The organism is Streptomyces alkaliterrae, from assembly GCF_007097205.2.
GTDB classification, from domain to species: Bacteria; Actinomycetota; Actinomycetes; order Streptomycetales; family Streptomycetaceae; genus Streptomyces; species Streptomyces alkaliterrae.
In genome coordinates this window covers 1-6,446 of record NZ_VJYK02000308.1, presented here as the reverse complement: position 1 = coordinate 6,446, position 6,446 = coordinate 1, and the positions used below count along the sequence as shown (strand labels likewise).

Genomic DNA, 6,446 nt, shown 5'->3' with positions numbered 1-6,446 from the left:
TTCCAACAGCAGCCCGAGGCCGTGGTCGTCGACAACCATCGACGGATCGAAGCGGTAGGGGCTGAAACGCCCGGCAAGCAGCGGGTGTATGCCGCTGGGCGGCTCCTGAGGATGGTGCATGTTCCGCCAACCTCACCCAACGCCGGACCACTCAACACCCGGTGCGCCGCCTGAGCGGTGGCCAACAGAACCACAACATCGGGATCACGCGCGGGCCCTGGCAGCCGCCCCGCCTCGAACTCTCCCCGAAGCCACTCCCCGTACTGGAAGTCGCGCCGCGGCGCCCCCGTCAACGGCCGCAGATCATCCACGACCAGACTGGTCAACTCGACCGGCCGCCGGTGCGCCGCCTCGGGGAAGCGCCCGCCGTGGCCGCGCCATCCGGAGATCCGCAACAGCAGCGACACCAACTCGCCCCGGTCACGCGGGTTCAACGACCGCCGCGTGAGCACAAGCACGTCGATGTCGCTGTCCGGACGCAACCCCGCCGACGTGGCGCCGGACCCGTACAGATAGACGCCGACGACACCACCCGGACTCTCCCGCTCCAGGTACTCCAGCAGCGCGGCGATCACGGTCTCCATCACGTCCGAGACCACCGAGGCGGCCCGTCCTGGCCGACCTGGCCGCCCGTCGCGACGCGTCGCCACACCAGATGGCGGCGCATCGGACGTCCGCTGTCCACCGGGTCGGAGATGGTCAGGATGTCGCCGTCGAGGATCGCGTCCCGCACCTGGTCGGTGCCGACCCACGACGGGTCCTGCGCCGCCTGGACGGTGTGCACGACCCGGTCGCCTTCGCGCACACAGACACCCGCGTACATCATGGTGTCCAACTGCCCGGGCTCCGAGGCGGGCTCGGGCCCGGTACGGAGGACGCTGACGGTCACCCTGTCGTCGTCGGTGTAGAAGAGCACGCCGGCTCGTGCCGGACACCCCGGTCGTCCAGCTGGTAGTAGTCCACGAGTTCCCAGATGCCACGGAGTTCCCGCGTGCTCATCGCCATTGGCCCCTTCGCTCGTGGAACGGAGCGGCGACGGCTGCCTCGGCGGTCATGCGGAGCCGATCGCCTGCGGGTAGTGGAACGTGCCCGACGGGTCGTAGCGCTTCTTGACGGCGACAAGGCGTTCGTAGTTCGCGCCGTAGTAGGCGGTGTGCCAGTCGGTGAGGTCGGGGTCGGGGAAGTTGACGTAGGCCGCCCGGGTGCGGAGCCGGGCGGCGAGCGTCCGGTGGATACGGCTGGTCCGGGACAGCAGTTCGGCCACGTCCGAGCGGCGGGCGTCGTGCCGCCAGTGCGTGCCCACGTCGATGACAAACGTCGCGTCCCGGTGCGGATACGCGGTTTCGCCGGGCCCGGGGACGGCACTCTCGCCACCCATGGCGAACAGCGTCACATAACCGGTGCCCTCCGCCGGGCCGGGCCGCCAGTCCCGTACCCACTCGACCACCTCGGCGACCGTCGCGGCGTCCAGCCAACGGTTCGGAGCCAGGCTCCTGCTCGACATCGCGGACTTCTCGGGGTTCGTCAGCAGGTAGTCCTGCGCGGACCAGAAGTGCCGCTGCTGGACGAAGTCCTTACGCGGCCGCAGCTCCCGGATCGGTCGCAGCAGGCTGTGGAGCCGGTCGTCGGTGCCGAGGTACTGACCGAGCAGTGCCACGGCTGGACGCTCGTCCTCCGCCCGCCGGGCGAACGCCACCCGCACGTCGAGATCTCCCGCGACGTCCCTGACCAGCGCCTCCTGAACCCGGTCCATGAGCCGTTCACCGGCGTCGAGGTCGAGCACGAGGTCGAAGACCGTGGCCGTCTGCCGGTCGACCGAGACCGGTCGGAAGCCGAACGCGGTGTTGATGCCGAAGTTGCCCCCGGCGCCGCCTCGGCAGGCCCAGAACAGGTCCGTGTTCTCCCGGTCGTTGGCCCGTACGACACTGCCGTCCGCGAGCACGACCTCGGTCTCCACCAGCCGGTCACATGTCATGCCCCACTTGCGGTCGTTGAAGCCGAGACCGCCGCCGAGCGTCAGACCTGCGACGCCGACACCCGGACAGCGCCCGCCGGGGAAGTAGAGGTTCGTCGCGCGTGCGGCGTACACGTCGGAGTTGGTGGCACCCCCGCCGAGCCACAACCACCGGCCGTCGGGCCGAACCCCGTTCATCCGGCGCAGGTTGATCAGCAGGCCGGTGGTCGTGGAGTACCCGGCGTAGTTGTGGCCGCCGGAACGCGGCACCAGCGGAACCCCGTGCTTCCGCGACCAGAGCAGCGCCGCCCGCACGTCGTTCCGGCTCGCGCAGGAGACGATGCCGGCGGGAAGCACGTGCGCGTAGCGGAGGTTGTCGGGTTCGGCGAGCGGGTGGAAGCCCTCACTGCCCGGTCGGTGCAGCCTCGCGCCGGGGCCGAGCGCCTGTTCCAACTCCCGCCAGGCGCCCGGCTCGGGCTGGTCGTGAGACCTCGGACCCGGCGGTTCCGGCAGCGGCCCCGCCCAGGAGGTCCGGCCTCCCATCAGCACGGCCGCGCCGGCCGCCGTCCCTACTCCGAGCTTCAGTACGTCACGTCGCTGGGGCATGGTCGCTCTCCGCGTGGTGGTTCCCGCTGTCGGTACGACGGCAGTCAACACCAGCCGTGACGGAGAGTTACCACCCCGCGTCCCGCGTGTCGGAGTTCGTCAGGTGACGGGACGTTTCCCCAGGTGGGCGAGGAAGTCGGCCCAAGCGCCGGCAGTAGTGACAAAGCCGGTGTCCGGCCGCTTGGAGTCCCGAACCGCCACCACGCCGGCGACGTTCGTCGCCACCTCGACACACTCGCCGCTGCCGCTGCTGAAGCTGGACTTTCCGAAATGGAATCGGTGCATGCCGTTACAGCCCCTTACGGATGTCATCGAGGAGGGCCAGAGAGTCGCGCTGGGCGAGTGATTGCCTCGCGGTCCGCTCGAAGTACGAGCGGTAGGTAGAGCTGTCCTCCTCATTCTCCACCCAGACGGTTGATCCGATGGTATCCGTGTGGACGACATCCGCAGCTTCCCCATCGGCGAACGAGAGGATGGTGAAGGACGATGCTGCGCACGCGTGAGCACCTGCCCGGTGCGTTGAGGTGACACCGGAAGCAGGGGCGTGCCGGGCATGCGAGTCCGTGCGCCGGGTGTGCCCTCTGCTCCCGCGCCCAAGGCGCCCCTATGGTCGAGCTGTCGGGAACCCACGTTCACCGGAGGAGGCGCATCGTGGGTAAGCATGGTGACGGTAAGGGCGGGGCCGAAGGCGACAAGCAGCAGTCGCCGAAGGAGTCCGACGGCCAGTGGAACCGGCCGCTCCCGCCGAAGCCGAAGGCGAGCGAGTGACTTCGCCGGAACGACTGCTCCAGACCCTGACGGCCAAGGGCACGTTGCCCGAGGCGTGGCGTGACGCGGTCCTCTCCGTCCCGCGCGAGCTGTTTCTTCCCGAGACCATCGAGGTCGGCGAGGAGATCGTCTCGCGCCGAACCAGCCCGGAGCGGTGGCGACAACTCGCCTACGGCGACGTCGCGCTTGTCACCCAGGTCAACGACGGCGCATCCACGGGTGTCGGCGGCTACCGGCTGCCGACCTCGTCCAGCTCCATGCCGACGGTGATGCTGGAGATGCTGGAACTCCTCGACGTACACGTAGGGCAACGCGCGCTGGAACTCGGTGCCGGCACCGGCCTCAACGCGTGCTGGCTCGCCCATCGCCTCGGCTCCGAGCAGGTCACCTCGGTGGACATCGACGGCGCCCTCGTGGAGCAGGCGGTCCGGAACGCGGCGGCGGCCGGGTACAAGCCGACGTTCGTGTGCGGCGACGGTGCTCAGGGGTGGCCCGCCGGGGCCCCCTACGATCGGGTGATCGCGACCTACACGGTGCCGGAAGTCCCCTACGCCTGGGTGGATCAGGCGCCGGGCGGGCGCATCGTCACACCGTGGGGCGGGAGCTTCTGCTACTACGCGTACGCGGTGCTGGACGTCGTCGACGGTGTCGGCCGGGGGCGGTTCACCGGCAGCCCCGCATTCATGCGCACGCGTACCGGCCGGCCTCACCGGGGATTCCTCTCCGACTTCCTGCACCACCTGGACGAGGGCACCGAGTCAGTCACCACGCTGAACCCGTACGACTTGGCGGGCGACTTCGACGCCCTCTTCTACGTCGGTCTCGCGTTGCCGGACGCCTGGTACCACCTCGTGGAGGCAGACGACGGCAGTGGAGAGGCGACGCTGTGGCTGCTCGCCGACGACCGGTCGTCGTGGGCGGCGGCCGAGTACGCCCCGGACCGCCGCGAGTACATCGTCGACCAGTACGGACCACGCCGCCTCTGGGACGAGGCGGAAGCCGCCTACCGGGCCTGGGAGGCGTGGGGCAGGCCGGACCGGGACCGGGCCGGACTCACGGTCGACCCGAGCGGCCAGCGCGTCTGGCTGGACGACGAGCACCACGAGCTGACCGCCGACCGGACTCCGTAGGTCCCTCCGCGGTGAGGGCGACGGTGTATCTACCCGAAGACCTGAAAGCGCGGCTGGACGCCGAGGCGGCGGCCACCGGTGTCAGCAGGGCGGAACTCATCCGGCGAGGGATCGCCATGCTTCTCGAGGACGCCCGCCGGGCGGGCGTCAGACGAGGCGGCGGGCGGTGGCCCAGCGGGTGAGTTCGTGGCGGTTGGAGAGTTGGAGTTTGCGCAGGACGGCGGAGACGTGGGACTCGACCGTCTTCACGGAGATGTAGAGCTGCTTGGCGATCTCCTTGTACGCGTAGCCGCGGGCGATGAGGCGCAGCACCTCGCGTTCGCGCTGGGTGAGGCGGTCCAGGTCCTCGTCGGCGGGCGCGGCGTCGGTGGAGGCGAACGCGTCGAGGACAAAGCCGGCGAGGCGGGGGGAGAAGACGGCGTCGCCGTCGGCGACCCGGAAGATCGCGTCGACCAGGTCCTTGCCGGTGATCGTCTTGGTGACGTAGCCGCGCGCGCCGCCGCGGATGACGCCGATGACGTCCTCGGCGGCGTCGGAGACCGACAGGGCGAGGAAGCGCACGGGTGCCTCGGGGGCCGCCATCAGGGAGGCGCTGCGGCGCAGCACCTCCACGCCGCCGCCGCCCGGCAGGTGCACGTCGAGCAGGACGACGTCGGGGCGGGTCGCGGTGATGACGGAGACGGCCTGGTCGACGTCGCCGGCCTCGCCGACGACCTCGACGCCGGTGGTCTCCGTCGCGCCGATCTCGGCCTGGACGCCCGCGCGGAACATCCGGTGGTCGTCGACCAGGACCACGCGCGCCCGTCGGCTCTGTTCCTCGCTCATGTCTGTGCCCTCTCCATCTCCAGCTCGACCTCGGTGCCCTCACCAGGGGTGGACCTGATGCGGGCGGTGCCGCCGTTGCGTTCCATCCGTCCGATGATCGACTCGCGTACGCCCATCCGGTCGGCCGGCACGGAGTCCAGGTCGAAGCCGGGCCCGCGGTCACGCACGGAGATGAACACCCTGCCCCCCTCGACCTCGGCGAACACCTGGACGGCGCCACCGCTGCCACCGTACTTGGCCGCGTTGACCGTCGCCTCGCGCGCGGCCTGCAGGGCGGCGCTGAGCCGGTCGTCGAGCGGGCAGTCGCCGACGCAGACGACCTCCACCGGCACGCCGTGGTGGTCCTCGACCTCGGCGACGGTCGCCTTGACGGCCTCGGCGAACGTCTGCGGTTCCTCCTCCTGCTCCTCGCCCGCGCCTCGGGCGCCCTTGTAGAGCCAGGCCCGCAGGTCGCGTTCCTGCGCGCGGGCGAGTCTGGTCACCTCGCGGGCGTTGTCGGCGTTGCGTTGGATGAGGGTGAGGGTGTGCAGCACGGAGTCGTGGACGTGGGCTGCGACCTCGGCGCGTTCCTGGGCGCGGATGCGCATCAGCCGTTCCTCGGAGAGGTCCTGCGTCATCCGGACGAGGTACGGGCCGGCGATCAGCGCGATGCCGACGAGCACCGCGACGGACGCCTGGAGCACGGCGCCCAACTGCCGCCCCGAGCCCTGGATGACGGCGAAGCCGGTGACGCCGACGGCGACGAGCACCACGCCGACCGCAGTGCGGGCGACGGGGACGAACCGCTTGCGGCGGGTCATCTCCGTCCAGTGCTCGCGGCGGCTGTTGTCCGCCTGCCGCCAGACGACGGCGACGCCGACAGCCATGATCAGCAGCGGCCAGACGTAGGCGTTGGTGGCGCCGAACTTGAGGTTCTCCTCCAGGACGACCAGCGCGGCGATCAGGACGACTGCGGCGAAGAGGTAGCCCCGGTCGGGTTTGCGGTCGGCCGGCTTGTAACCGGCGTTCACCCCGCCCGCGCCGAGCGGGACGACAAACCAGAACACCGCGTACAGCAGCGCGCCGAGGCCGCTGGTGAAGAACAGCACGACAAAAACGACGCGCACCCACGCGGCGGGCACCCCCAGGTGTCCGGCCAGCCCCCGGGCCACCCCTTTCTCTTA

General features: G+C 70.5%; 5 protein-coding genes and 5 pseudogenes. 2 read left to right on the top strand and 8 right to left on the bottom strand.

The features are described from left to right. The 6 genes and pseudogenes from FNX44_RS29785 to FNX44_RS29155 all read right to left on the bottom strand — a co-directional run. Positions 1–120 (bottom strand): annotated as a pseudogene (locus FNX44_RS29785) (nitroreductase family protein); the annotation flags it as partial. Positions 121–488: 368 nt separating this feature from the next. Further along, positions 489–584 (bottom strand): annotated as a pseudogene (locus FNX44_RS29780) (hypothetical protein); the annotation flags it as partial. Then, positions 584–916 (bottom strand): lipocalin-like domain-containing protein, encoded by a 333-nt coding sequence (locus tag FNX44_RS22205; RefSeq protein ID WP_173019252.1) that lies wholly within the window; start codon positions 914–916, stop codon positions 584–586. The pseudogene FNX44_RS29780 and the gene FNX44_RS22205, both read right to left, overlap by 1 nt. Before the next feature lie 135 nt (positions 917–1,051). Then, the gene (locus FNX44_RS22200) at positions 1,052–2,560 is read right to left on the bottom strand and encodes an FAD-binding oxidoreductase (protein ID WP_143650558.1); all 1,509 of its coding nucleotides are present in this window, start codon (positions 2,558–2,560) and stop codon (positions 1,052–1,054) included. A 99-nt stretch (positions 2,561–2,659) separates the two neighbouring features. Next, positions 2,660–2,845, bottom strand: a complete 186-nt coding sequence (locus FNX44_RS22195; protein WP_143650557.1) for a DUF397 domain-containing protein — start codon at positions 2,843–2,845, stop codon at positions 2,660–2,662. Between the two features lie 4 nt (positions 2,846–2,849). Next, a pseudogene (locus FNX44_RS29155) lies at positions 2,850–3,062 on the bottom strand (Scr1 family TA system antitoxin-like transcriptional regulator); the annotation flags it as partial. A 262-nt stretch (positions 3,063–3,324) separates the two neighbouring features. On the opposite strand from FNX44_RS29155, the gene FNX44_RS22190 reads away from it, so the two are divergent. Continuing rightward, entirely contained in the window at positions 3,325–4,458 is a 1,134-nt protein-coding gene (locus FNX44_RS22190; protein WP_143650556.1) for a methyltransferase domain-containing protein, read from the top strand. A gap of 23 nt (positions 4,459–4,481) precedes the next feature. Beyond that, positions 4,482–4,598 (top strand): annotated as a pseudogene (locus tag FNX44_RS29775) (ribbon-helix-helix protein, CopG family); the annotation flags it as partial. Between the two features lie 7 nt (positions 4,599–4,605). On the opposite strand, the gene FNX44_RS22180 reads toward FNX44_RS29775, so the two are convergent. Continuing rightward, positions 4,606–5,283, bottom strand: coding sequence for a LuxR C-terminal-related transcriptional regulator (locus FNX44_RS22180; protein WP_143650554.1), 678 nt, complete (start codon positions 5,281–5,283; stop codon positions 4,606–4,608). After that, a pseudogene (locus FNX44_RS22175) lies at positions 5,280–6,437 on the bottom strand (PspC domain-containing protein); the annotation flags it as partial. The pseudogene FNX44_RS22175 and the gene FNX44_RS22180, both read right to left, overlap by 4 nt. Positions 6,438–6,446: the final 9 nt, after the last annotated feature.

Coding starts and splice junctions, on each gene's coding strand:
- FNX44_RS22200 (WP_143650558.1), bottom strand. CDS start 2,560: ATGCCCCAGCGACGTGACGTACTGAAGCTCGGAGTAGGGACGGCGGCC.
- FNX44_RS22195 (WP_143650557.1), bottom strand. CDS start 2,845: ATGCACCGATTCCATTTCGGAAAGTCCAGCTTCAGCAGCGGCAGCGGC.
- FNX44_RS22180 (WP_143650554.1), bottom strand. CDS start 5,283: ATGAGCGAGGAACAGAGCCGACGGGCGCGCGTGGTCCTGGTCGACGAC.